Source organism: Clostridium thermobutyricum DSM 4928 (genome assembly GCF_002050515.1).
In the GTDB taxonomy this organism is placed as follows: domain Bacteria; phylum Bacillota; class Clostridia; order Clostridiales; family Clostridiaceae; genus Clostridium; species Clostridium thermobutyricum.
In genome coordinates, this window is the sequence record NZ_LTAY01000103.1 from 53,832 (window position 1) to 79,850 (window position 26,019).

At 24.8% G+C, this 26,019-nt stretch carries 24 protein-coding genes; 3 read left to right on the forward strand and 21 right to left on the reverse strand.

All coding sequences use genetic code 11. The features are described from left to right. Positions 1–5: 5 nt before the first annotated feature. From CLTHE_RS15345 to CLTHE_RS15405, 12 genes are all read right to left on the reverse strand, one after another. Complete coding sequence (locus tag CLTHE_RS15345; RefSeq protein WP_080024161.1) at positions 6–1,697, reverse strand: ComEC/Rec2 family competence protein; 1,692 nt, start codon at positions 1,695–1,697, stop codon at positions 6–8. A gap of 699 nt (positions 1,698–2,396) precedes the next feature. Then, entirely contained in the window at positions 2,397–3,962 is a 1,566-nt protein-coding gene (locus CLTHE_RS15355; protein WP_080024163.1) for a P-type ATPase actuator domain-containing protein, read from the reverse strand. Positions 3,963–4,027: 65 nt separating this feature from the next. Further along, positions 4,028–4,381, reverse strand: a complete 354-nt coding sequence (gene spoVAE, locus CLTHE_RS15360; protein WP_080024164.1) for a stage V sporulation protein AE — start codon at positions 4,379–4,381, stop codon at positions 4,028–4,030. A 14-nt stretch (positions 4,382–4,395) separates the two neighbouring features. After that, positions 4,396–5,403 (reverse strand): stage V sporulation protein AD, encoded by a 1,008-nt coding sequence (gene spoVAD / locus CLTHE_RS15365; RefSeq protein WP_080024165.1) that lies wholly within the window; start codon positions 5,401–5,403, stop codon positions 4,396–4,398. 9 nt (positions 5,404–5,412) lie between these two features. Beyond that, a complete protein-coding gene (spoVAC, locus tag CLTHE_RS15370; RefSeq protein ID WP_080024166.1) occupies positions 5,413–5,880 on the reverse strand; it encodes a stage V sporulation protein AC in 468 nt (155 codons plus the stop codon). 101 nt (positions 5,881–5,981) lie between these two features. Beyond that, on the reverse strand, positions 5,982–6,737 hold the full coding sequence (sigF, locus tag CLTHE_RS15375) for an RNA polymerase sporulation sigma factor SigF (RefSeq protein WP_002597961.1): 756 nt from the start codon (positions 6,735–6,737) through the stop codon (positions 5,982–5,984). A gap of 3 nt (positions 6,738–6,740) precedes the next feature. Continuing rightward, entirely contained in the window at positions 6,741–7,178 is a 438-nt protein-coding gene (spoIIAB, locus tag CLTHE_RS15380; RefSeq protein WP_002597962.1) for an anti-sigma F factor, read from the reverse strand. Between the two features lie 16 nt (positions 7,179–7,194). After that, positions 7,195–7,530, reverse strand: coding sequence for an anti-sigma F factor antagonist (gene spoIIAA, locus CLTHE_RS15385; RefSeq protein ID WP_002597963.1), 336 nt, complete (start codon positions 7,528–7,530; stop codon positions 7,195–7,197). Positions 7,531–7,696: 166 nt separating this feature from the next. Further along, positions 7,697–9,985 carry an AAA family ATPase gene (locus CLTHE_RS15390; protein ID WP_080024167.1) on the reverse strand — a complete coding sequence of 763 codons (2,289 nt, stop codon included), beginning with the start codon at positions 9,983–9,985 and terminating at the stop codon, positions 7,697–7,699. 171 nt (positions 9,986–10,156) lie between these two features. After that, a complete protein-coding gene (gene deoC / locus CLTHE_RS15395; RefSeq protein WP_080024168.1) occupies positions 10,157–10,831 on the reverse strand; it encodes a deoxyribose-phosphate aldolase in 675 nt (224 codons plus the stop codon). Between the two features lie 96 nt (positions 10,832–10,927). Further along, on the reverse strand, positions 10,928–11,974 hold the full coding sequence (locus CLTHE_RS15400) for a DNA polymerase IV (protein ID WP_080024169.1): 1,047 nt from the start codon (positions 11,972–11,974) through the stop codon (positions 10,928–10,930). Positions 11,975–11,985: 11 nt separating this feature from the next. Next, a complete protein-coding gene (locus CLTHE_RS15405) occupies positions 11,986–12,957 on the reverse strand; it encodes a DUF4003 family protein (protein WP_158082754.1) in 972 nt (323 codons plus the stop codon). A 302-nt stretch (positions 12,958–13,259) separates the two neighbouring features. Here CLTHE_RS15405 and CLTHE_RS15410 point away from each other — a divergent pair, with 302 nt between their 5' ends. Further along, positions 13,260–13,673 (forward strand): hypothetical protein, encoded by a 414-nt coding sequence (locus CLTHE_RS15410; protein WP_002597968.1) that lies wholly within the window; start codon positions 13,260–13,262, stop codon positions 13,671–13,673. Between the two features lie 29 nt (positions 13,674–13,702). Here CLTHE_RS15410 and CLTHE_RS15415 read toward each other — a convergent pair whose 3' ends face one another. From CLTHE_RS15415 to gshAB, 7 genes are all read right to left on the reverse strand, one after another. Then, on the reverse strand, positions 13,703–14,320 hold the full coding sequence (locus tag CLTHE_RS15415; RefSeq protein ID WP_080024171.1) for a hypothetical protein: 618 nt from the start codon (positions 14,318–14,320) through the stop codon (positions 13,703–13,705). Then, the gene (locus CLTHE_RS15420) at positions 14,317–14,958 is read right to left on the reverse strand and encodes a hypothetical protein (RefSeq protein WP_080024172.1); all 642 of its coding nucleotides are present in this window, start codon (positions 14,956–14,958) and stop codon (positions 14,317–14,319) included. Before CLTHE_RS15420 ends, CLTHE_RS15415 begins: the two co-directional genes overlap by 4 nt. 7 nt (positions 14,959–14,965) lie before the next feature. Beyond that, positions 14,966–15,817, reverse strand: coding sequence for an ABC transporter ATP-binding protein (locus CLTHE_RS15425; RefSeq protein ID WP_080024173.1), 852 nt, complete (start codon positions 15,815–15,817; stop codon positions 14,966–14,968). After that, positions 15,807–16,178: a GntR family transcriptional regulator gene (locus tag CLTHE_RS15430; protein WP_080024174.1), complete on the reverse strand. Its 372-nt coding sequence runs from the start codon at positions 16,176–16,178 to the stop codon at positions 15,807–15,809. The genes CLTHE_RS15425 and CLTHE_RS15430 overlap by 11 nt, the downstream gene beginning before the upstream one ends. A gap of 119 nt (positions 16,179–16,297) precedes the next feature. Continuing rightward, positions 16,298–16,588: a Dabb family protein gene (locus CLTHE_RS15435; protein WP_002597973.1), complete on the reverse strand. Its 291-nt coding sequence runs from the start codon at positions 16,586–16,588 to the stop codon at positions 16,298–16,300. A gap of 45 nt (positions 16,589–16,633) precedes the next feature. Continuing rightward, a complete protein-coding gene (locus CLTHE_RS15440) occupies positions 16,634–17,524 on the reverse strand; it encodes a CehA/McbA family metallohydrolase domain-containing protein (protein WP_080024175.1) in 891 nt (296 codons plus the stop codon). Positions 17,525–17,542: 18 nt separating this feature from the next. Further along, positions 17,543–19,870 carry a bifunctional glutamate--cysteine ligase GshA/glutathione synthetase GshB gene (gene gshAB / locus CLTHE_RS15445; protein ID WP_080024176.1) on the reverse strand — a complete coding sequence of 776 codons (2,328 nt, stop codon included), beginning with the start codon at positions 19,868–19,870 and terminating at the stop codon, positions 17,543–17,545. A gap of 269 nt (positions 19,871–20,139) precedes the next feature. On the opposite strand from gshAB, the gene CLTHE_RS15450 reads away from it, so the two are divergent. After that, entirely contained in the window at positions 20,140–21,183 is a 1,044-nt protein-coding gene (locus CLTHE_RS15450; protein WP_080024177.1) for a hypothetical protein, read from the forward strand. 37 nt (positions 21,184–21,220) lie between these two features. On the opposite strand, the gene CLTHE_RS15455 is transcribed toward CLTHE_RS15450, so the two are convergent. After that, positions 21,221–22,009, reverse strand: a complete 789-nt coding sequence (locus CLTHE_RS15455; RefSeq protein ID WP_080024178.1) for a MerR family transcriptional regulator — start codon at positions 22,007–22,009, stop codon at positions 21,221–21,223. 86 nt (positions 22,010–22,095) lie between these two features. On the opposite strand from CLTHE_RS15455, the gene CLTHE_RS15460 reads away from it, so the two are divergent. After that, complete coding sequence (locus CLTHE_RS15460; protein WP_080024179.1) at positions 22,096–23,421, forward strand: MATE family efflux transporter; 1,326 nt, start codon at positions 22,096–22,098, stop codon at positions 23,419–23,421. 41 nt (positions 23,422–23,462) lie between these two features. Here CLTHE_RS15460 and CLTHE_RS15465 read toward each other — a convergent pair whose 3' ends face one another. Next, a complete protein-coding gene (locus CLTHE_RS15465) occupies positions 23,463–25,994 on the reverse strand; it encodes a calcium-translocating P-type ATPase, SERCA-type (RefSeq protein WP_207651215.1) in 2,532 nt (843 codons plus the stop codon). Between the last annotated feature and the right edge of the window lie 25 nt (positions 25,995–26,019).

Below are 26,019 nucleotides of genomic sequence, written 5' to 3' on the forward strand. Positions count from 1 at the left end.
TTAATCTATTCTGTAACTATAATACCTTCTTTTAAGATATTTAGTTCTTTTTCCTTTCCATCTTTAAAATTTATTATATCATAGTCTTTTTCTATTTTCTCACTAGACATTTTCAAAAAATATTCTTTGTCCCCTGTTTTAAGTAAAAAATTTTTTCCATCTCTTTTTATAGTTCCTAAACTATTTATTTTTAAAGTATCATGTTTATATAATTTACCACCAGTTTTATTTTGTATTTCTTCAATATTTATATTTTTATTAGATACCATAATTACTTTTTCTCCTTTATAAGAAATCAAAAGTGCTCCTTCTTTTCTATATTCAATATTAGGTGATAAATTATAACTACTTATTATTAAAAATATAGCATATGGTATTGGTATATATTTAGCAAATTCTATTTTTCTTTTATAAAGATAAAAGCTTAAAATTATAAATATATAAAAATATCCAACTACCTCTCCTAAATAAACTTCTTTTAAATTTAAATATCCAAGTCCTCTTACAAATGAGTCTAATATATCTAAGAAAATAATTAATATATAGGATATAAAATCAAATATAAATTTTACTTTTAAAAATACAAAGCCTAATATTCCAAATATAAGAATCAAATTTATCCATGGAACAAGTAGCAAATTTCCTAATATGAATGCAGTTGAAAAAGTATTGAAATTTATTATTAATATTGGAAATATAAATATTTGAGCTGACAAAGATATACTAATACAGTCTCTTAAAATCTTATTTAATTTATAAAGTTTATCATTTATTTTTTCATTAAATAATATTATTCCAAGAGTTGCACCAAAGGAAAGTTGGAATCCAATATTAAAAATACAATATGGTTTCCAAAAAAATATTAATATTCCGCTTATGGCTATAGCTCCTAAACTACTTTTTGTTTTTCTATTTAATATAGCTAAAGAAGAAAAAATAATCATTATCCATGCTCTTAAACTAGAAAATCCAATTCCAGTAATTAATACATATATAAAACTTAAAATTAAGCCAGCTTTAATATTAATAATCTTTTTTATTAATAAAAATATCATAGCTATATGAAGCCCAGATACACTCATAACATGTATAATGCCAAGCTCTTTAATGTCTTCTTCATCTTCTTTATCTAAATTTTCATCTTTGCCAAATATTATTGATGATACAATAGTAGCATTTCTTTCTCCTAAATTTCTTTTTAATTCTTCTTTTACGCCTTCTCTTAAATGGCTTAATTTTGTAAAGATACTCTTTTCATCAATGCTATAACTCTTTACTTCTATATTTCCAATTCTTCCTTTTTCTTTATTTATATCTTTTTTAAATTCACCTTTTAAAAAAACTTTTTCTCCTTCTTTTACTTCTGAAATTTTTCCAGTTAAATTTATTTCTCTTCCCTTAAACTCTCCTACGGCAAAATTATTATAGCTCTTAATTATTCTTATACTTTCACTATTGTTAAATTTAATATTATAAAAACTATTATTAATACAAATTCCAAGCAAAAATACTATAATAATTATAATTAAAAATTCTCCACTTTCTCTAAAAGTCACAAATATAAAAAATAGGCTAGTTAAAATTGTAACTAGCCCCAAATTAAAGTCATAATACGAATAGAATATACTGCTAACAAAAAAACTTAAACAAATATATACTATTGGATATCTTGTTTTTTCTAAATTTTGAAGCTTCATTTATATCACCTCTTTTCTGAATTTTTGCCAAAATTAATAGCTTAAATTCATTAAATAAATGAAACTCCTAAAAATAATATAATATTTATAATTATAAATCTAATTTTATTTTTAAATATAAATTTTAATCTTTCTCTTTTTATAAGGAATAATAAAGAAGTAATATATAAAATAAAAATTATAATACTTAATTTTATAAAATCAAAAATGGTATTAGCTCCAATATTCAAAATTACCATAAATAAATTTAAAGTTATAAATTGTAATAAGATTATATCGCCTAATTCTTTTATTCCATTATAAATATAATCACTTTCATCATATAATTTAAATATTTTAGTTAAATAATCTTTAGTAATAATTGCATCACTAACTTTACCTACAATATTAAATTTTAAATCTTTACAAATTCCAACGTCACTTTTTGTTAGAAATGATATGTCTCCAATACTTTCACCTATAACTAAGGTTTTATATCCTTCTGCTTTAAAAATATCTATTATTCTGTTTTTTAAATTTATATTTAAATTAGAATATATTTTTACTTTTGATAATAATTTTATAAGTTCCTCATCTTTTAAGTTTTCTATTTCAACTCCAGATATAACCTCATCTTTACTTTTTATAATTCCAATTTTAAATCCTAAGTAAATAGCAGAAATTTTATGCTCTTCTGTAAATAAAATAGGTGCAATATTTTTACCTTTTATTTTTTTCTATTCTCTCTTTTGCATCATTATATAATTCATTTTCTAAAGCTGCTATTCCAACAAAAGTTAAATTACTTTCTATATTTTCATCTAAACTTGGTTTATAATCAAAACTTCTATATGCTAATCCTTCTGTTATAAGCCCCTCAGTTAATAAATTATAATTATTTGTTTTTATTATTTCTATATATTCTTCAGTTAATTTTTTTTTTACACCATCAATCATTATATAAGTGCATCTTTTTAATATATCTTCTAATTTTCCTCTTGAATATGCTCTATATCCTTTTTTATTTTTATTTAATGTTGTAAGAAATTTTTTATCCCATTCTATTTCTATTTTAAAGATTTCTCTATTTCTATTTTTTATTAAATATCGTAAGCTTTCTTTTTCTGCAAGAAATTTTAGATATGCAATTTCTATTAAACTGCCTTTATTATAATTATTTTCACTATCATAAATTCCACAATTAGCTAAAGTTATTATATCTAAAACTCTCTTAAAATTTATATCATTAGAATATTCTATTTCTTTACTATTTTTAAACTTAAAATCAGTAAATATCTTTTTTAAATAAACTTCTTCTTTAGCAATAGAACCTACTTTTTCTAGAAACATAACATTTATATTTCTTATATTTTCTATTATTGATATGTTTCTTATGTCTACACCATTTTTAATATAATATCTTTTAATGTAATTTATATAAAAAATTATTATTCCTATAAATGATATTGAATATATTAAATAAAATCCATTTAAAAGGTTTTTATAATTATAATTAGATATAATGAATATTAAAATATTTATTATAGTTAAAATACAATAAGTTTTATTTATATTTTTCTCAATTTTAGATAAGAAACTTCTTTTGTTAATATTTTTTAAGTTTCTAAACATACTTCCTAAAATAGAGTTATTTCCCGTTTGGATAACTACTCCAATACCGTTTCCTTCTTTTACTATTGAACCTTTAAATAGCATATTATTTATTTCTCCAATATTTGAAGGAGCATAATCTAATTTATAATTATATTTTTCCTTTATAAATTTTTCTCCTGTAATATTGCTTTCATCTACTTTCAAATCTTTAGATTTTAATATTCTTATATCCGCTGCTATAAGAGAATTTTTTCTAAAATAAATTATATCACCTACAACTAAGTTGCTACTTTTTATTATTTTTTCTTTCCCATCTCTAAGCACTTCAACACTAGCTATATTTATTTTATCTATATATTCAATATTTTCTTTATTTTTCATTAAAATAAAAAATTTAATATATATATTTATAAATAATATAAAAGATATAATCCCCAACTTGAAATATTCTTTAAATAAAAACATAAAAATACATATAATTAAATTAAGCAAAAGATATATATTTTTTAATGAAAAAATATTTTTAAGTAAATTTTCTTTATAAAAATATATTTTATTATCTCCCCATTTTTGTTTTCTATATATACATTCTTCTTCTGTTAACCCTTTTTCTAAAGAAGTATCTAAACTTTTTAATACTTCTTTATAGCTTTGGTTATACGGTTTTACCATTTATTCATCCCCCATTTTATCCCCATCTAAATAAATTATAATGTATTTCCCAAATCTTTGAAAGTTTATTTACTTTTTGGATTAAATATAATTGCCATTAAATATCCAAAAATAATTGCTGCTGTTATTCCTCCAGCTGCCCCTTTTACTCCTCCTGTAAAAGCACCTAACAGCCCTTCTTTATTTACTTCTTCAATTGCTGCTTTAGCAAGCGTATTTCCAAATCCAGGTAATGGCACACTTGCGCCACCTCCTGCAAAATCTATTAATTTATCATATAATCCAAAAGCTCCAAGTATTACTCCTAGCATTAAAAATGAAACTAATATTCTAGCTGGTGTAAGTTTTGTTTTATCCATTAATATTTGTGCTATTACACATATTCCTCCACCTACACAAAAAGCTTTTACATATTCCATAAAAAATCCTCCTTTTACATTTCTATACTAACTGCATGTGCAATTCCAGGAATACTTTCTCCTTGCAATGATGATGTTGTACTCATTAAAGCTCCTGTTGAAATAAGAAGTATACTTTTTATTTCTTTTCTCATAAGCTTTTTATAAAAATATCCTGCTGCCACTGAAGCAGAACATCCACATCCACTTCCACCAGAATCTGTTCCTTGAGCTTGGTTATTAAAAATCATATCTCCACAATCCATATAGTTATTTCTTATATCATAACCATATTCAAGTAGAAGTTTTTGTGTTATCTCTTTACCTATACTCCCTAAATCACCTGTAACTATAACATCATAATATTCTGGTTTTCTTCCAGTATCTTTAAAATGATTATAAAGTGTATCTACTGCAGCTGGAGCCATTGCTGCTCCCATATTATTTGCATCTTTTATTCCATAATCTTTTACAACTCCAGTAGTTACATATGTTATCTTAGGAAAATTTCCTCCTTTTCCTAAAACCATTGCTCCAGATCCCGTTACTGTCCATTGACAAGTTTGACTTCTTTGTGAACCATATTCAAGTGGAAATCTAAATTGTCTTTCTGCAGAACAAAAGTGTGATGCTGTTGCACAAACTACATATTCTCCAATATCACTATCTATTAAAATACTTCCTAAACTTAGAGACTCTGTCATTGTAGAACAAGCTCCATAAAGTCCTAAAAATGGGATTTCTAATTGTCTTGCAGCAAAAGATGATGATATTATTTGATTTAATAAATCTCCAGCTAAAAGATAATCTATATCTTTATTTTTTAAGTTTGCTCTTTTTATTGCTTCTTGTATTGTATTAGTCAAAATTTTAGCTTCTGCTTTTTCATAACTCTCGGTTTCATATAATTCATCTTTTAATATTTCATCAAAATATTGTTTTAAAGGTCCTTCTCCTTCACGTGGTCCTACTATAGAAAAGGCACTTATAATTCTTGGTTCATTTTTAAGTTGTACTGTTCTATTTCCAATTTTCTTATTCATATTCCACCTCTAAAATAGCTTAATTATATAGTATACAAGTCCTACGATTACTGATGAACCAATTCCATATACAAGTACTGGCCCTGCTATCGTAAATATTTTTGCTGCAACACCAAAAACAAACCCTTCTTTTTTAAATTCAATTGCAGGTGCTACAACTGAGTTAGCAAATCCTGTTATAGGAACTACAGTTCCAGCTCCACCAAAAATCGCAATTTTATCATATATTCCAACACCAGTTAAAAGTGCACCTAGGAATATCATTACAATAGATACTATAGTCCCTTTATTTTCAGCTGGAATTCCTAACTCTAAAATAATCTTTCCAAAAAACTCTCCTATTACACAGATTATTCCTCCAACTATAAAAGCCATAATACAATTTTTAGCTAGCTTTGGTTTTGGTTCACTTTCCTGAGCTAATTGTTCAAATTTTTTCTGTAGTTTTTTTTCTTTTTTATTATTTTTATTATTCATAATTTCAATCACTCCTCTATTTTATTATTTCAAAATAATCAAATTTTATTAAATTAAAAAAATCAGCTTAAAAGATTTCTCTTTTAAGCTGATTTAAAATTTTACTCTTCTAATTTTTGTTTCATTTTCTTTAATACTTTCTTCTCTATTCTTGACACTTGAACTTGACTTATACCAAGCAATTTGGCTACTTGTACTTGTGTTTGGTCTTTAAAATATCTAAGCATTATTATTTGTCTAGATTTTTGATCTAAACATCCAATTGCTTCTTTTAGTGCAATTTTATCTATTAAAGAAGTATCTTCCTCTCCATTTTCACTTAATTTATCTATTAAAAGTACTGGTGAACCATCATCTTGATGTATTGTATCATATAAATATTGAAGGCTTGACGAAGCTTCAATGGCAATTACTATATCTTCTTTTGGAATTCCAGAGTATTCTACAATCTCTTCTATAGTTGGCTCTCTATTTAAAGTTTTAACTAACTCTTCTTTATAAAAATGAATTTTTCTTCCTAATGTCTTTACATTTCTACTTACTTTTATTATTCCATCATCTCTTAAGAATCTTTTTATTTCACCTATAATCATTGGGACTGCATAAGTAGAAAATTTTACGTTAAAAGAATCATCAAAGTTCTTAATAGCTTTAACTAATCCTATAGACCCAATTTGAAAAATATCTTCATAATCATATCCTCTATTTAGAAATTTTTTACTTATCGAAGATACTAAAGGTAAATTCATTTCTATAAGTCTATTTAAAGCTTTTTCATCTCCAGCCTTAGCTAAAGGCAAAAGTTTACAATTATTATCATAATCATATTCCTCTCTACTTAAATTCTCAATATTCATGCTTTATACCTGACCTATTACTTCAATTTTTTTTCTAATAACCACCCTAGTCCCCTTATTTTTTTCACTATATACTTCTAAAGAATCCATAAAACTCTCCATTACAGTAAATCCCATTCCTGAACGCTCTAAATCTGGTCTTGATGTATACAATGGTTCTTTTGCCTTTTCCACATTTTCTATTCCAACACCAAAATCACTTATAATTATTTCAACTTCATCATCTATTAGCGCAGCATCAATTCTTACTCTACCATCTTCTCTATTTTCATATCCATGAATTATTGAATTAGTAACTGCTTCTGAAACAGCTGTTTTAATATCAGTTAATTCTTCTATAGTAGGATCAAGCTGTGCTACAAATGCAGACACTGCAACTCTAGCAAAAGCTTCATTTTCAGATTTACTTAAAAATTCTATACTTATTTTATTATCGTACAATTTAAACCCCTCCAATTTAAATGCAATTTAATGCTTCCTCTACAGTACTGAAGTTTTTTATTATTTTATATAAGCCTGATAATTCAAAAACTCTATTTATACTTTTATTAGCTCCTGCTATGTAAAGTTCGCCGCCATTTTTACTTACCTTTTTTTGTCTCCCCACAACAACCCCAATACCTGAACTATCCATAAAAGTAACTGAATTAAAATTTAGGATTACTTTTTTTATATTTCCTCTTTCTATCCTATCATCCATTTTAACTCTAGCCTCTTTTGCATTGTGGTGATCTAATTCGCCAATTAAGGCTATTTCTAATATATTATCGTAGTCATTAAACTTAAGATACATACATATCACTCTAATATATTTATATTAGAGTAGCTCACCTCCCTATTTATTTTACTGTTCTTTTCTTCCATATTTTAACATATAATAATATTTATAGTCAATACGTTCATTATTTTTTAGAAATAAAAAGCAATTTACTTATTTTCATAAATAAATTGCTTTTAAATTATTTCTTATACTCTTCAATTTTTTCAACTAAATATCTATTAAAATCAGCTACACTTTCATTTTCATCTAAAATCAGTATTTCTATAGCTTCATCTAATTTATCCATATAATAAATAGAAAAATTTCCTTTTAGTATTTCTTCTTCAACTTCATCATTTAATACTAATTCATTTATATTTGTTCTAGGAATTAATACTCCTGAACCTTTCATTAAGTTTAATTCTTTACAAATTTTAAAGAATCCTTCAATTTTCTCATTTACCCCACCTATTGGCTGCACTTCTCCAAATTGATTTAAAGAGCCTGTAACAGCTATATTTTGTCTTATTCCTCTCTCAGTTATAGCAGATAACATACATATCATTTCTGCAACTGATGCACTATCTCCTTCTATTAATCCATAACTTTGTTCAAAACTTAAATAAAGATTGATAGGCAAATTTTCGGTTTTCTTCCACTTGCTCAAAAGTATACTTTTCAAAATTGAAATAGACTTTTCATGAATTTTTCCACTTAACTTAGCTTCTTTGTGTAAATCATGTACAGTCCCATCCCCTTTAAATACATTGCAAGTGATTCTCATAGCTTTTCCAAAAGTATGAGTTCCAGTATCTAATACTGCTAATCCATTTATATCTCCTACTCTTTTTCCTTTCAGATTAACAAAGACTTTATCTTCTTTATACATATTGATATATTCTTCTTCAATCATATCATCTTCATATATGACTTTGTTTATTATATCTTTATCAATTATTTCTTTTCCTTCGCTATATGCAATTTGCTCACTTAATAAAATAATTTTTTCAATTTCTTTATAATCTATATTTATATTTTCTCTACTAGAAGCAATTCTAACAAAATGCTTAAATATGCTATTTATTCCTTCTTCAGTTATTTCTAAATCACAATTTTTTTCTCTTATATTTTTTATAAGGTTTTTAATTTCTTTAACTTTGTCATTTAATTTAACTTCGATAGGAATCTGAACTTTAACTGGAAAAAGATTTTTAAAATCTTCATCATTATTATATAGAATATTATAACTTTCATAATCACCTATTAAAATGACTTTAACGTTAATATTTATAGGTTCAAGTTTTAATCCATTAATAGATAACACTTCTAAATAATTTCTATTTGAATCAAAATTTAATTTTTTTGATAATAAAGCCTTTTTTAAATATTGATATGAATTATTTGCTATAAGATCCTTTAATCTTAATATTATACATCCTCCATTAGCTTCTAATAATGATCCTGCACTTATAAGAGAAAGATCTGTTGTATAATTTCCATTTTGATTTTCATATTCTACAGTTCCAAGTAATTTTCCTATATTAGGATCATCTTCAAATATTACTCTAGGATGATTATACTCACTATTATCTACTATTACTTCAATAGAATATTTTTCTATAATTTTATCTAATTCTTTTTCTTCTTCCTCTATATCAACATTATAAATTTCTATAAGCTCTTCCTCTATTTTTTTATAGAATGTGTCCAAATAATTATATACATCATCATCTACAATATATTCTAATAGAATATCGTCTTTAAAATCTTTCAACTTTTCTTCTATATATTCACTTAAAATATTTTTTAATTTTTTTAAAGATGTTACCTCTACATCTTTTAATGCTAATAAAATTTCAGATGATTCTTCTTTTAGCTTTTCTGCTTTATCAATTAATTTCTCCTTTACCTCTTCATCTAAATTATCATAATCATTTTCACTCATTTCTTTTCCATCTTTTAAAGGTATAAATACAAAGCCGTCATTTGTTGCTTTCATCTCAAATCCTTCATTTGTTGCAAGTGTTATAAGTTCATTTAAATGATTATCTCTACTTTCTTTTAAATTATTTAATATATCATCTTTTTCTTTTGTATAACTATCTGATGTAAACTCTAATATAGTAGTTTTATATTTTTCTTTTAAAACTTTAATATCTTCTTTTAATTGAATCCCACGACCATTACTTACAAATATCGGAAATGGCTTTTCTTTATCATTTATAGAAGCATAACAAATATCATTTGGAGCTTCTAAACTTTCATATTCTTTTTCTATAATTGATATTAATGTATTTACTTTTTCTTTTAAAAATGAATCTATAAGATAAATATTATATTCAGATTTTTTTATCTTTAAAATTCGTTTTATTTTATCATAAGGAGTTTTAAATTCTTGTACATCCAATAAATCAATATTCTTTTCACTCACATTATCATCAGAATTTAAACAAAATATTATTTCATTAGGATTTAATTTGTTTTTCATATCTATATTTGAACCAATTTATAAAATAAATTGATCTAATTCCTCCTTAAAGCATTCGTATAATATATTAATATTCCAATATTTTGTTTTAGGGATACTTTTAACGTAAAAAGATATAATTTTATGAAACATAAAAAAAGCTAACTAGAAAATTTCTAATTAGCTTTTTTTTTAATAATCACTATTTGATTTTTTTCCTTCACATATTTCAATTGAAGCTGATGCTCCAATTCTTGAAGCTCCATTTTCTATTAAAGCTAAAGCAAATTCTCTATCTCTAACTCCTCCTGAAGCTTTAACTCCCATATCATTTCCTACAGTTTCTCTCATAAGTTTTATATCTTTTTCTGTTGCTCCTCCAGTTGAGAAACCAGTTGAAGTTTTAACAAAATCAGCTCCTGCTTCTTTTGATAATTTACATGCGATAACCTTTTCATCATCAGTTAAAAGACATGTTTCAATAATAACTTTAACTATACCTCTTCCTTTTGTTTCATTTACAACAGCTTGTATATCTTTTTTAACAAATTCAAGATCTCCATCTTTTAATTTTCCTACATTTATAACCATATCTATTTCATTTGCACCATTGTCTAAAGCATTTTTTGTTTCAAAAGCTTTAACTTCTGTTGTTGTTGCTCCTAAAGGGAACCCAATAACAGTACAAACTTTTACTTCACTACCTTTTAAAAGCTCACTAGCTTCTTTAACTCTAGTTGGATTTACACAAACAGATGCAAATTTATATTCTAAAGCTTCTTTGCAAAGTTTTTCTATTCCTTTCTGTGTAGCATCTTGTTTTAATAAAGTATGGTCTATCATTTTAGCCAATTCATTTTTATTCATCCTTGGTCACTCCTTAACCTTTTATTCACATTTTAATTATAGAAGCTTATATACTATTATGTCAATTAGTTAAACTCCTATAATAAAATGTTTTCATTAAAATAATTTCAATTGAACTTCCTTTTCTTCCCTAAACGAAGAAATGCTAAGTCCTATAAGTCTTATTTCTTCTTCTATAGGTGTTTCCTCTAAAAGCTCACATCCTACTTCATATATCTCTTCAAAACTTTTTATATATTTAGATAAAGTTTTACTTCTAGTATGATTTTGAAATTCACCTGTTTTATATTTTAAAGTTATAGTTCTTCCACTTTTATCTGTTTTATCTAAAATTTCATTTATTTTTTTAGCAAACTCCATTAAATATTCTTTTAATTCATCTATATTATTTGTATTACTTTTTAAAGTTCTTTCTTTTCCTACAGATTTTCTATCTCTACTTACTTTGACTTCTCTTTTATCTATTCCTCTTATTCTTTCATATATTTCAATTCCATATTTGCCTAAATATTTAATAAAAAATTCTTTATCCATTTTATAAAGATCTTCTACTTTAAATATTCCCATATTATTAAGCTTTTCACATGCCTTTTTTCCAAGGCCGTGTATTCTTCTTATTGGTAAAGGAAATAAAATATCTGGTAGCATATTTTCATCTATAATTTTTATTCCATTTGGTTTATTCCAATCAGATGCAAGCTTTGCTAAAAATTTATTATATGAAATTCCAATAGATAAAGTTAATCCTAATTCTCTATAAACTCTAGTTTTTATATATTTTGCTGCCTCTTCCCCTGTCTTAAAAGTACTTTCTGATAAATCCAAATAAGCCTCATCAATTGATAAAGGTTCAATTAATGGTGTTACTTCTCTAAATATTTTAAATATTTTTTCTGACACCTCTTTATATCTATTGTGTCTAACAGGTAAAAATATACCAGTAGGGCATTTTTGTCTTGCTATAAAAGCAGGCATAGCAGAGGAAACTCCATATTTTCTTGCCTCATATGAGCAAGTTGAAACTACTCCTCTTTCACTTACTCCACCAACAATTACTGGTTTTCCTCTTAAACTTTTATTATCTACTTGTTCTACTGATGCAAAAAAAGCATCCATATCTACATGTAAAATAATCTTTTTCATCGCTTTCCTCTCTAAACATAAGCTTCTTCAAATAGTCCTTGCTTTCTGCTTAATAAAAAAGAATATACTGAAAAAGCTAAAAGTTCTTCTAAATATTTATTATAATTTTGATCTCTTCTCCTATTATAAAATTCAACTATAGATATCCCTATCATAACTCTAAAAGTTTTATCCATATAATATGAATAAGCTCCCTCTTCTTCACAAAGATATTCTATAACCTCACTTACTTTAAAAATATAATTTTGAATATCTTCATTTCTACCTGCAGCTCCTACTAAAGATAAAAATTCATCACCAACTACCATATCATGCTCTCTAAAAGCTCTTATAAGCTCTTTTACTTCAAATTGAGATTCTATATTTTCATTTAATAAAACACTTGTAGCTAACATTTGAAGATGATTTTTAGAGTAATGTTTAAGACTTAATAAGTAATTAAACATATATTCAACAAATTCTCCTGTTTCTCTTGCATCTTCATTTTCTTTTGCACATTTTATCCCTAATAAAGCACAAATCAAATAATCATTTTCATCAGTTATATCTTTAAATTCTTTTCTTAAAAGATCATATATAAGCTTTGTATTATTAAAAATCTTATCTTCTAATCCATTAATTCCATGCTTACATATTGAATATGATGCTAGTATCAAGCCTGGTGAGTCTTTAAAACCTATATTTTGCAAATTTTCATTTATATCAATTAATTTATCTGCAAACAACTTTGGATTTTCTTCATTACTAATAAGTATAGAAATCATATAAAGAGTATCCCCTCTAAAATTTGATAATTGACTTGTCATTTTTTTCATGTATTTTCTTATTTTTTTAATTTCTTCTATATTTATCTCTTTTCCTTCTCCTCCAAATATAATTGAAGAAAAATGATTTATATATTCTCCATCAAATCGTAAGCCATCTTTTACTATTTTATAAGTATCCATTACGCTATTACATATATCTAATAACCCAACATTCATTTTTTCCGCTTCCTTTTCCCCCATTAAGATTTTAACTTTACCTATTAATTATACTATAAATCTATTTTCTTTTAATGCCCATAATTAAATTTATATATTTTATTGTTAAAATTCTCCCTTCATTAACAATTAGTATTTTATATTCATCCTATTATAAAATATTACTTAAACCCTATTATTTATGCTACATTAAATAAATTTTGATATTTTATTAAAAATATTTTTATGTTATAATGGATTTGTTATGTTCTATAATAAAAGCTAAGGACTTATTTTTATTATTTAATAAAGGAGAATTAATTATGGGATTCAAAGATAAATTTAATAATTATTTTAGAGATTCATATTTTCAAAAATACGGAGACAGAATAACAAGTACAGCTGGTACTGTTGTTTCATTTAAAATAGAAGAAAAAAATTATATTTTCTTTCACAGATTAATTGTAGATATTATTGTTAAACCTGACGCTGGTAAAGGTGCTGTTAAATGTAAATACAAGAAAAATAAATGGTTTAAGAAACCTGAATTTATTCCATTAAATAAAGGTCATAAGGTTATGATAATGGGTCTTACTGGTGTTAAAGGAAAAGCAGATGCTTCTGTAATTCAAATTCAAAACATATTAAACCTTACTGCTAAAAGAGATTTAATTCCAATAGACCATTCAGAAATCAAAAAAGCTCGTCAACAAGCTACAAGAATTCAAAGACGTTAATAAAAAGCACTCAAATCTGAGTGCTTTTTTTATTTCCATTCTAATTTTAAAATATTTTTTCTTATATTAAAAACTATCCCTGCACCAATTACACCTATAAAAATTATTAATAATATATCAGCAATTATTTTATAATTACCAAAAATAATTATATTTAACACTTGGAAGTAATTTGTAAATTCCATACCTAGTACTATAAGTACAGATAATATCCCACATAAAACACTTAATTTAAAAATAAATTTTTTTCCGGCATTTAAATTATTACTTGTAAATATTCCTACTTTAATTCCTAATAATCCTGATAATAAATATATCCCTACTATTTGAATTATTCCAAGCACCCCATAATTTCCAAAAATTCCTTCTAAGTTAAATAATTTAGATATAATCAAAATACATAAACAATATACTGTTGCCATTATTAGTGAACCTACTATAATATCTTTAAACATCTTTCCTCTTGTATATTTCATCATATTACTTAATTTAATATATTCTGTAATTATACTTGAATTAAATATAAAAAATATAAATACCATCATATCTCCATGACTATTAAAATAATTAAAGACAGATAAAAAAATTAATAACACTATATATTCTAATTTAAAAAAATATTTTAAATATACATTCTCTTTTATCATTCAAATATTCCTCCAATAACCTTAAACCTTTTAACTCTCCAATAAAATACAAAAATTAAAATTCCACTTAATAGACAAATGCTTGAAATAATAAAATTTAAACTTAAAGGTATATTCAAAATTGAGTCCTTAATCATTTTAAATAATATAAACATTGATATAATACTAATTAAACTAAAAAACTTATTTTCTCCTACTCTATAAATTAATAAAGCAAATATCCATATACAAATTAATCCTATAAATGTTATTCCAAAAACAAATATAATTTTAAAATATATTTTATTTAAATCTATATAATTTTCTATTATCATAGTTCCATTTAAGATATAATCTATTAAATTTACAATTAAACTGTTCATACTTGATAAAGTAATTCCATAAAATAAATAAACTATTCCTATAGTTCTTCTTTTGAAATTATTTCCTTTTAGAAATAAAAAATCAAATAAAATCTTAACACTATTAGGTATTAAAATCACTAAAGCACCTATTATTTCTACTCCACTTATCCTCTCAATTAAATTAAAATATTTAAGAGAATACATCATCATTAAAAACAATATTAAGCTAAGAAAATAAACTAATAAATTAAATTTAATATCTTTAAATACATATTTAATAACCCTTTTATCCATTTTACACCTACCTATTCGTAAAGCTTAAATACAAATCTTGTAGTTTAATTTTTTCTATCTTAATTTCTGATATAGCTTTCTCTTCTATTTCATCATAAATTACTGCTTTTGTTATTCCATTAAAATTCTCTTTACTAATAACATTTTTATTTTCTATAAATTCTTCCACTGCCCTACTTTCACCACTTATTTTAAAACTCTTAAATAAAATTTCATCTACATACCCATCTAAAATTATATTTCCTTTATTTATTAAAATAGCTTTTTCGATTATTCCGCTTACTTCTTCAATTAAATGTGTTGATATTATAATAGTATTTTCATTTTTATCATAGCTCTTAAGAAGCTCTTTATAAAATAATTCTCTATGATTTACATCTAACCCTAATACAGGTTCATCATATATTATAATTTCTGCATTAGATGCAAGTGCTCCTATAATTTTATAAATTGTTTTATATCCAGTTGATAAATAACCAAACTTTTTATTAATATCTAAATCAAATTTCTTACACAGTTCCTTTGCATAATTAACATCAAAGTTTTTATAAAATTTACTCATCCAATAAAAAAATTCTTTTACTTTCATGGATTTAATCATATAAATATTTTCACTCATAAAATAAATTTTTCTAAGAGCCTTTTCATTTTCATGTACATCTTCATTAAATACTTTTACTTCTCCAGACTCTTTGAATATTCTATCTGCTATAAGATTCAAAATAGTTGTCTTTCCAGCACCATTTCTTCCGATAAGTCCATATATTTTTCCTTCCTCAATACTAAAAGATATATTATCTAATACATTAATTTTTCCATAAGACTTACTTACATTTTTAAATACTATACTATTTTCCATAATTACCTCTCTCTTTAATTAATTCAATTATATCCAAGCTAGATATTCCTAGTTTTTCTCCCTCTTCTAAAGTTTTTTGAATATAATTTATAAAAAATTGATCTTTTCGTTTTTTCTTTATTTTTTCTCTACTTCCCTCTTTTATAAACATTCCAATTCCACGTTTTTTATAAATTATATCTTCATCTACTAATATTCCAAATGCTTTTCTTACAGTAGCTGGATTTATATTATAGTTAGTTGAATATTCTGTTGTCGAAGGTATCTTACTTTCTTCTTTAAATATTCCTTTTAAAATGTAGTCTTCTATTTCTTCTGCTAATTGTTGATATATTGGTTTATTTAATTCATCAAAATCCATTTTCCACCCCTTGGTTAGTTACTTGTATAACTAACTATATAACAAGCTAAGCTTATTGTCAATATTTAACTTTTATAAAAAATAAAAGCTATCTCAAAAAATTTTGAGATAGCTTTATATTAAACTTCGTAATCTACTACTTTTCTTTCAGTAACAACTGATTTTACAAAATTACTTGTCTTTACATGATGTGGATTTACTTGATAGCTATTTAAATCATTCATATTATCAAATTCTGAATAAAGAACAACATCCATTGCTGCACTTGTATTATTTAAATTTATTCCAACTTCTATATGTTTTATTTCTGGTATAAAATCTTTTAAATCTTCTAATGCAACTTTTATTTTTAATGCATTCTCCTTTTTATTTTCTTCTTTTAATTTCCAAGCAACTATATGCTTTATCATAATAACACTCCCCAATATATATATTAAATTAATAATTAAGATTAATTATTCTTCTATAAAAAATGGTTGAAGCCATGCTCTACATCCATCTTCTCTATAAACTTCTACTCTAACATAGCCTTCATCACCTTTTACTCTGTAAAATCCTTTAATTCCTTTTTCTTCTTTTAAAACTCGTCCATCTTTACCTATGAATTTAAAATAAACGTAAGGTACTCTATCATCACCTTTTTCTACTGAAATGATATCATTATAAACCTCTATATTTTTTACTTTTACTCCAAAAGATGCATAAAAACTTCCTCTTCTTATTCCATTCATAATAGAATCTATTGTTTTTTCTTCTGCTAATACATAATTGCATCCTCCACCAACTCTAGAAAATATATGCATATCATCATTAGCAAAACCATAAACTTTTCTTCCGTTAGATAAAAGTTCATCCCAAACATCAGACGCAACAGCTATTCCTTTACAATCCATTCTAACATTATTATTGAATACTTCTATTCCTAAATATCCTTCTAATTTCATCAACTCTTCTGTTTTCCAATAATCTAATGATCCTAAATGAGGGTGACAAATTATATTTATTCCCCCTTGCGCATTTACTTTTTTAAAAAGTTCATTATGATTTGTATAATCTTCTCCATCATCATCATATTCTTTAACATTTATACCTAAAGTCTGTTTTCCATGTCTTTTATATTCTACGCCTGGTATTAATAGCATATCTGTTTTATCTTTTAAATGACTTAAATCAGTTATCATACAATGATCTGTTATACTTAAAAAATCATATTCTACCTTATAAAAAGTATACATATCTATTATTTTTTCTAAATCATAATGACCGCATGGACTATTTTCTGAATGAGTATGAAGATTACCTTTTAAAAAGGTTCCTTCATACTTATATGGGTTAATTATTTTCATCTTTTGTTCACCTTCTAGTTATTCTATTTCTGGGAATAAAAGTTTTATTACCTTTTCACCAGCTTTTCTATTTTCTCCTTTATATGGGAAGCAATGAATATGAATAGCTGGATTAAAGTTTATCTCTATTATTCCATAGTTATCTCCATTTTCTTCTTCATAGATGTTTTTTATCATCATATCAACACCAGTTATTTTAGCTCTTGCAGCTTTTGCACATTTTATTGCAACCTCTTTGTAACTATTATGAATCTCATCTGTAAAATCTATACTGTCTCCACCAGTACTTATATTAGAGTTTTCTCTTAAATAAACAATTTCATCTTTTTTAGGAATATAATCAAAATCTAATCCATTATTCTTTAAGAACATTTCTTCACTTTCACCAAGTCTTATTTTTTCAAGAGGTGTCTTATATCCTTTTCCTCTTAATGGATCTTTATTTTTTTCTTTTACAAGTTCTCTTATATTAGATTTTCCATCACCTTTAACATTTGCAGGAACTCTATGAAGTATTCCTACTACTTCATCATTGATAACTAAAAATCTATATTCTTTTCCTTCTATAAATTCTTCTATTAAAACAGAATTATCTTCTTTAAAAGCTAATTCTAATGCTTTTTTATATTCTTCTTCTGTTGGAGGATTTTTAAATATAGTTATTCCTATTCCAAAATTTGTTGTCTTTGGTTTTATAACTATCTTTCTTCCTTCATATTTTGAAAAATCTTTAATAGCCTTACCTATAAAAGTATAATCATTTCCTAATGGAACTCTTATATTTTCTTTTTCTAAAACTTTTTTAGAAACAAGTTTATTTTCCATTATAAGAGCAGTTATATAATTATCTTTGCTTGTCTTTGTCGCTTGTTTTACATATTCGATTTTTCCATTAAGCTTTAATGCAATAAAGTTTTCTTCTCTATCTAAAATTTCAAATTCTATTCCATGTTTTAAAGCTTCTATTATTAATATTTGTGTTGAAAGCTCTAAATCTTCATATCCAACTAATTTAAAAGCATTTCTTTCACTTTCTTTTCTATTTTCTATAGCTATTTTTGTATAATAATCTATATAGTTACATTCTTTTATTCCTTGGATAAGTCTACTTGCAATAGTTGCATTACTATCTTCAAATCTTAATCTAGATTTTTTTAGTATTCTTGAGAAAACTTCTTCATACTCAGTATTATCAAATGCTACTGCTTTTATTTTTTCCATTTCATCTATTATTTTAAGTCCTGCTTCTTTAACAGTAGTTTCTTTTCCATTTATTATTAAAGTGCTTTCCTCACTATTTTTAATAGCTCTATTATCATTTTCTATACATTCATTATGCACTTCTAAAGTATATTTTTCGTCCTCTTTAAAAAGACAGAAAAGTGTATATAAATGTATTAAATATAGAGAATTTTTTGATATTCCAAACTTAGTAGTTGGGTCTAAATCAAGAAGTCTAATTTCTATGTATCTAACTCCATTTTCCTCTAAATTATCAAGCATATCTCCTGCTTCTTTTGATTTAAATCTAATTGAGCTATAATATTCTTTTGCTTGTTGAATGCACTTATCATTTATAAGTTTTCTTATATCCTTTATGTATTCTTCTAAAGAATTATATGAAACAAAAAAGTCTTCTTCATTTCTATATCCACATCTACTGTTTCTTAATGATCCTACTCCTTTAAAGTAAAAATCGTCACCATTTAAATTCTCACTAGAGTTTCTACACTTCTCTACATAACTTTTATGAAAAACTGGGCTTGCACCAGTTAAATAGTTTAAGAACCATTTATACTTCAAAAAGTTCCTTCCTATTTTAAAATATAAATCATTTTTAAATTCTCTAATAGATTCTTTTCTATCTTGTAATTTATATAATTTTTCTATAAATTCATCCCTAAATGAAAAATTATAATGTACACCACTTACAAGTTGTCTTTTCTTACCATATTTCTTAACTAAATTTTCTCTATATTTTTTTGCTTTTTCATCTTTTAGTTCTGCCACTTTAATTTTCTCTTCACAATCTGGAAGTGCTGGTGGGTTACTTTGTGGCCATAAATATTCATCTTCTAATTCTAAAGAAGCTATATTATTTAAATTTTCCATGAAATTATATGCTTCATCTATTGATGGACATATTGGAGTAACCATTTCCATTTGACTTTCAGCAAAATCTCTTTTTATAAAAGGATTATCCTCTTTGAATACTTTTGGATGACTCTTTAAAGAAATCTCTCCATTTTTATTTACCCTTATATTTTCTTTTTCTAAACCATAATTACATTCTATTAGTCCATCTAAAAGAGAATTTTTTGCTATTTTATTTAATAAATCTATCATTATAAAAATCCTTTCTTCTTCCCTATACCTATTATTAACTTCTACTTATCTTATTATAAAGTTTTATTTATAAATTTATATTACACATTATATCATAATATTTTTAAATAAAAATAAATGCTTATAGTATATTATTCCTTTTAATTCTAATATAATATTTTTCATATATCCTTAATATCGATTTAATAATTAATTCACTATTTGTTCATTTTGTTCCATTTTTATGATAAAATTTAATTAAATTCAATTTTTTGTAAAGGAGTATTTATATGAATCTGAATTACACATTAACTAAAGAAGAATTTAGAGATATTTGTAAATTCCAAGAGCTTGATATTATTAAACCTATTAAATTAATTACTTGTATTCAGTCAACTTTATTATTATTATTACTTATAATTTCTACTAAAATATTTGATATTACTTTAAATTATTCTTTTATTCTGATACTTATTATATTTACTATTATTAGCATCTATATTAATTTAGCAAAAATAAGAAAAATAATTTCAAATAAAATTAATTATAAAAGCAAAAAATATACGAACTTTTCTAATGCTGATATACTTGAAAAAAGATTAATAATTAATTCTGATTCAGTAATACTATCTTCTAAAATTTCAACTACACAAGTATTCTTAAACTCAATAAAAAAAGTGAAAATCAAAGATGATTATATAATTTTAAATAAAATATATATTCCTATTCGTTTGTTTGATACTGAAGAATCATTAAAACAATTTATAGATTTTTTAAATGACTCAATAGATAATTCTAAAGCTAACTTATGTTTTGATTTAAATAATCCTGAATATGTTGCAACTTTACAAACATATTTGCCTCATAGATTTTATTTTCACTTTAATATCACTCCAATTATAAATTATATCGCTATTATATTATTTATTATTATAACTTTTATTTCTAATTTATTAAAAACTTATTACATAGACTCTACTCTAATACTTCTTATAATCTTCTCTTCTGTTATTATTTTAATATTTACTACTTATTTTTTATTAGAACTAAAAAATTTAAGAAGTGAAAAATATTTTTTTAATTGCCCAAAATTAAAGAAAACACCTTATATACAACTTCCATACAGAACTTATATAAAAGGTGACTATATATATTTTGTAAAATCTAAAAAAGGACAAGATATTAGTATTCAAAAAACTCATATTTATGCTTACTCTCAAATCGAAGAAAAAGGAAATTTCTTGTCACTTAATGATGGTACTTTGTTTATACATAAAAATAGTTTTGAATCTGTAGAAGATAAAAATAAATTTATAGAATTTTTTGATAAATAAAAGGCTGCCTTTTTAGGCAACCTTTTATATTTTTAAGTTATTTTATTTTTATAGAAATTCTAGTTAAATAATCCTGTTCATCTTTAACAGCAAAAAAATCTAATAAACCATCTTCATAGCTACAACTATCTATTGTATAATTATTCTTTTTTATAAAATCTAAAAGCTTTTTATAAGACCTTCCTGTCTCTTCATATGGCCCTTTATGATTTATACAAGCATATATTCCTTTTTCTTTTTTATAATTTCCTTTGTCTGTTTTTAAATACATTTTGTCTATGTTTAAGAAATCCCCATTTTCTAACTCTTCAACATCTAATGTAGTGCCTATAGAATAACCTCTATCTATATTTTTTTCAGAACAATAATTTATAAATTGTATAAATTCTTCCATATCTTCACCATTTTTTACATTCTTTATATAAAGCTCTTCTTCTCCAAATTCTTTTAAATATGGCTCATTATTTTTTTCCTCTTCAATACCTTTTTCAGTTATTTCAATTTTAGATTCTATTTTTTGCTTTATATCATCTAATATTTTTAATTTTTCTATAACTCTTTCTCTTTCTTTATCTAAAATATTTAGATATTCTTTTGGATTTCTGTCTTTTAAATATTCTTTTATTTCATCTATTGAAACCCCCAACTCTCTAAATGCTTTTAATATATTAAAAGTTTCATACTGATTTATATTATAGTATCTATATCCATTTTTCCCTATTTTCTCTGGAGAGAATACACCTGCATTATGATAATATATTAATGTTTTTCTATTTACATTGCATATTTTCCCAAATTCACTTATACTTAAATATTTTTTTCTCATAAAAGTTCTCCTTTTTCTCTTGACTGTATATCTACTATACACTTTATAATTGCTATAAGAATAACAAATGTTAGGGGATATTTCAAATGGAAACTACTTTTTCGAAAAAATTTAATTTTTTTCAATTTTTAAAATTCGTACTGCCCGCCATAGCGTCAATGGTATTTTTGTCTTTATATACAATAATTGATGGAATTTTTGTCTCAAACTTAGTTGGGGCTGATGCTTTAGCTAGTATAAATATAATTCTTCCACTTACAAGTTTTATTTGGGGTGTATCAATTATGTTTGGTACTGGTGGCGGTGCTATAATTTCTAAAATTCTTGGCGAAGAAAATTTAAAAGAAGCAAGTGAATCAATGTCTCTTTTTACTTTCTTTCCAGTTTTACTCGGTGTAATTTTTGGTGCTTTAGGCTTTATTTTTATAGAAGACTTATCTTATGCTTTAGGGGCTACACATAATCTTATACCTTATTGCATACCTTATGGTTCTATAATTTGCATTTTTACACCTATATTTATTTTTAAGACTATTTTAGAATTTTTTATAAGATCTGATGGTAATTTTTCTTTTAGTCTTTTCCTTTCTATAATTGGTGGAGTCATAAATATTATTTTAGATTATGTTTTTATAAAAATTCTAGGTTTTGGTATAGCTGGTGCAGCTTTAGCCACTGGCCTTGGAGTACTTTTTTCAACTCTATGTGGAATTGGTTATTTTTTATCTAAAAAATCTACTCTTAAATTTAAAAAATTTAAATTTGACTTTAAAAGATTATATGAAGCTATATTAAATGGATCATCAGAAATGGTTACAGAATTATCTACTGGAATAACTACATTTTTATTTAATCTTTTAGCACTTAAATATGCTGGTGAAACTGGTGTTGCTGCATTAACTATAGTACTTTATGCACAATTTTTCCTTGTATCAACTTATCTTGGATTTGCTACTGGAATTTCACCTTTATTTAGCTATAATTTTGGAGCACAAAATTATCCTAAATTAAAAGAAACTTTTAAACATTCGGTTAAATTCTTAGCCTTATCATCAGTTTTAATATTTATACTTTCAATAGTATTTTCTAAAAATCTTATAGGAATATTTGTTTCTAGTGATAATGAAGTCTTTTCTATGGCTTTAACTGGACTTTTAATATTCTCTTTATCATTTTTAGTAATGGGATTTAACGTATTTGCATCTGGACTTTTTACTTCATTTGGTAATGGAATAATATCTTCTATTATTTCATTTTCAAGAGCTTTTGCATTTATATTAATTGGTGCTGCATTCTTACCAAACCTTTTTGATTTAAATGGTGTTTGGCTTATAGTTCCTTTTGCTGAAATTTTAACTTTAGTTTTATCATTTTATTTAATAAAAAAATATAAACCTAAATATAATTATTAAATAAAAAAACTTCACCTAACTTTGTAGGTGAAGTTTTTATTTTACTTCTTTATAAGCAAATATACACTATTTATAAGTGCTATTGTACCTGAGAATACTAATACTATTGTCCAATGTTTGAACATAAGTGGTACTGTATGGAATATTCCTTGTAAAAATGGAATGTATAATATTGAGCAAAGCATTAATATAGATACTAAAACTGCTCCTACAAGATATGGATTAGTAAATAATTTTATTTCAAATATAGAATGTCTTTCTGAACGACATTCAAATACATGGAAAAGCTGTGACATTACAAGTGTTGAAAGTGCTATTGTTCTGCATGTATCTAAATTCATTCTAAAATATCTTCCAACCATAAATGAAAGCAAAGTACATACTCCTATAAGACTTCCTCTAACTAATATTTTTTCTGTTAATCCTCTTGCAAATATACCTTCTTTTTTATCTCTTGGACTTTGTCTCATTATATCATTATCCGCTGGATCTACTCCAAGAGCTATTGCTGGTAATCCATCTGTCGCAAGATTTACAAAAAGTATTTGTATAGGTGTCATTGGATTTGGAAGTGTAAAAAGTGAAGCTAAAAACATAGTTAAAACTTCTCCTAAGTTACAAGATAGAAGATATCTTATAAATTTTCTTATATTATCATAAATATTTCTACCCTCTTCTACTGCATCAACTATTGTACTAAAATTATCATCCATAAGAATCATAGAAGAAGCCTCTTTTGTTACATCTGTTCCTGAAATCCCCATAGAAATTCCTATATCAGCTTCTTTTATTGCCGGTGCATCATTTACTCCATCTCCAGTCATAGCAACTATATTTCCACGACTTTTAAAAGCTTTTACTATTCTAAGTTTATGATTTGGAGAAACTCTCGCAAAAACTCTTACATTTTTTACTTTATCTCTAAGTTCTTTTTCTGTTAATTTTTCTATGTCACTTCCTTCTAAAACTTGATCATCACTTTTACATATATTTAATGATTTAGCTATAGCAAGTGCTGTATTTTTATGGTCACCTGTTATCATAACTGGTGTTATTCCAGCAAGTTTACATTTTATAACTGAATCTCTTGCTTCTTTTCTTGGTGGATCAATACTACCTACAAAACCAACAAAAATTAAATTTTCTTCTACTTTTTCATCTCTTCTAATCCCATCTTCTCTATAAGCTCCTGCTAAACATCTAAGAGCTCTAGAAGACATAACATCAAGAGATTTTTCTATACTTTGTTTCTTTTGATGAGTTAACTCCTTTACTCTTCCATCTTCAAATATATATTTACATTTTTGAAGAACTCTCTCTGGAGCTCCTTTTACATAACAAGTTTCTTTATCTCCTTCTTTAACTATTACAGACATCATTTTTCTTGTAGAATCAAAAGGTATTTCATAAACTCTTTTTACTTTATTATTGAAAGAAATTGCTTCATTAGAATCTTTAAAAAACATTCTTATAAGTGCTGTTTCAGTAGGATCTCCATGAAGAGCACTTTCAATTTTTTTATTTTTACTATCTATTGTACAATCATTACAATAAACAAGAACCTTTCTTAACTTTTCTATTCCTTTAATTTTACTTATGTCTTCTTTTTCTATTTCAAATATTTTTCCATTTAAATATGTTTCTTTTACAGTCATTTTATTTTGAGTTAATGTTCCTGTCTTATCTGAACATATTACAGAAGTACAACCTAAAGTTTCAACAGCTGGAAGTTTTCTTACAAGGGCATTTTTCTTAAGCATTCTTGAAACTCCAAGAGCTAATGCAACTGTAACTATAGCTGCAAGCCCTTCTGGTATAGCTGCTACAGCAAGAGAAACTCCAAGTAGAAACATTTCGCCTATTTCATTTCCTCTAACTATACCTAAAATTGTTACTACCGCACATATTATTAAGCAAAGAATAACTAATATTTTTCCTAAAGATTCTAATTTTATCTTTAATGGTGATTTATCCTCATCAATATTTTGAAGAAGATTTGCTATTTTTCCCATTTCAGTATTCATTCCTACTGATATAACTTTAAACAAAGATTTTCCTTTCAGAATATTAGTACCCATATATCCTAAATTATTTCCTTTTTTATCTTCTTTGTTTACTCCAACAGATTCACCAGTTAAAAGAGATTCATCAACAACTATTCCTGAACACTCATAAAATTCTCCATCAGCTGGAACTCTATCTCCTGCCTCTAAAATAACTACATCACCTATAGTTAATTCAGCTGATTGAATAACTTTTATTTTTCCATCTCTATAAACTTTACAAGTAGGGGCTGCTAAATCTTTTAGTGCCTCTAAAGATTTTTCTGTTTTAAATTCTTGAACAAATCCTAAAATTGCATTTACTAAAACTATAATAAGTATAGTTATTGCATCTGCAACATCTCCCATAAGTCCTGAAATTACTGTTGCTCCTATAAGCACCCAAACCATAAAATCATTAAATTGAGATAAAAATACTTTTATTAAAGATGCTTTTCTTTTTTCTGATAGTTGATTTAGACCAAACTTTTTTAGTCTTTTTTGGGCTTCTGATGTAGATAATCCTACCATAGAATTTTTCTCTCCTACCACTTTA